The sequence below is a fragment of the Mesorhizobium sp. M1A.F.Ca.IN.020.06.1.1 genome, assembly GCF_004023265.1.
GTDB lineage: Bacteria > Pseudomonadota > Alphaproteobacteria > Rhizobiales > Rhizobiaceae > Mesorhizobium.
The window spans coordinates 1-1390 of sequence record NZ_RZSR01001250.1; the positions used below are offsets into that span (position 1 = coordinate 1).

General features: G+C 64.2%; 2 protein-coding genes and 1 pseudogene. All 3 read right to left on the reverse strand.

Translation table 11 applies throughout. The features are described from left to right. Positions 1 to 217 (reverse strand): annotated as a pseudogene (locus tag EOA60_RS32970) (serine protease); the annotation flags it as partial. A 143-nt stretch (positions 218 to 360) separates the two neighbouring features. Next, a complete protein-coding gene (locus EOA60_RS32975) occupies positions 361 to 546 on the reverse strand; it encodes a DUF2065 family protein (protein WP_095783779.1) in 186 nt (61 codons plus the stop codon). 6 nt (positions 547 to 552) lie between these two features. After that, positions 553 to 1390, reverse strand: an 838-nt coding sequence (locus EOA60_RS32980) for a protease modulator HflC (protein ID WP_164899773.1), incomplete at its 5' end; no start/stop codon positions are given.

The window sequence follows — 1390 nt, forward strand, 5'->3', positions numbered from 1 at the left end:
CCGCACCGGGGCCTTCCGTGCCTTTGACGGTTTGCGAGGTCGAGATGTTGACCACCGCGCCGAGCAGGCGTTCGGCGAGGTCGGCGACGGAAGGCGGCGCGTCGGAGGCGATCGTGGGCGTGACGAAGGACGGGACGGCAACTATGCCGACGACGAATGCGGTGGCGCCGGCGAAAAACCTGCGCCGCGCCGCGCGCAACAGGGTGTCGGATATCATCGTGGCCTCCCGGCGTTTTGAAAAAGAAAGGCGCTTCCGCAAAGGCGCCCGTCAATTCATGTTGGCAAGAAATAAGGCACGTTTGCGGCTATAGCTATCGGCGGAAGATAAATCGTCAATCGCCTCGGCACCAAGGAATTTCATCAGCCGCGAACCAGCCAGACGATGGCGACGCCGAGGGCGATTGCAGCCAATCCGGCGATCCGCAGCACATTCTCCGGCAACGACAGCACCTCCGCCGCCAGTTTCCTGGCCAGAGCCGGAAACCCGCCATAGACCAGGCCCTCGATGACGAGGACCAGGCCGATGGCCGCGAGGAAATCCTGCACCGTCCGCTACTGGGCGCTGCCGGGTTGCGTGGCCGGGGCTGCCGGCGTCGCGGGCGCGGGCTGCGATGCCGCCGGCTGTCCGGGCTCGGGCTTGCTTTCCGGATCGCGGAAGAAACGGAAGAACTCGGAGTCGGGCGACAGCACCATGGTGGTTCCGGTGCTGTCCAAGGCCGTGCCGTAAGCATTCATCGAGCGATAAAAATCGAAGAAGCTCGGGTCCCGCTTATAGGCTTCAGCAAAGGTGGCGCTGCGCTGCGCCTCGCCCTCGCCGCGCAGGATCTCCGATTCCTTCTGCGCCTCGGCGATGATCTCGACGACCTCGCGGTCGGCCCTGGCTTTGATACGCTGCGCCGCCTCGTTGCCGCGGGCTCTCAGCCGCTCGGCTTCCGCCAAGCGTTCGGCTTTCATGCGATCGTAGGTCTGCTGCGATACTTCGGCGGTCAGATCCGTCCGGCGGATGCGCACATCTTCGATGTCGAGGCCGAGCGACGTCGCGTCCGGACGCAGTTGGTCACGCACCTCGCGCATCATGACGCCGCGTTCTTCGGAAAGTGCCGCCTCGAAATCGCGCAGACCATAGACACGGCGCAGCGCCGCATCGAGCCGCGTCTTCAGCCGGGCTTCGGCGAGTTCCACCTGCCCCGATACCGCCGCGCGGAACGTGCGCGGATCCGAAATGCGGTAGGCGATGAAGGCGTCGACCTCGTAGAACTTGCCGCCGGAGACCTGAACGCGGATATTGTCGAGGTCGAAGCGCATCACTTTTTTCTCGATCGTCTGAACGCTGTCGGCATCGAAGAAGGCGAATGGCGCCTTGAAATAGATGCCCGGCTCGGTCTTGACG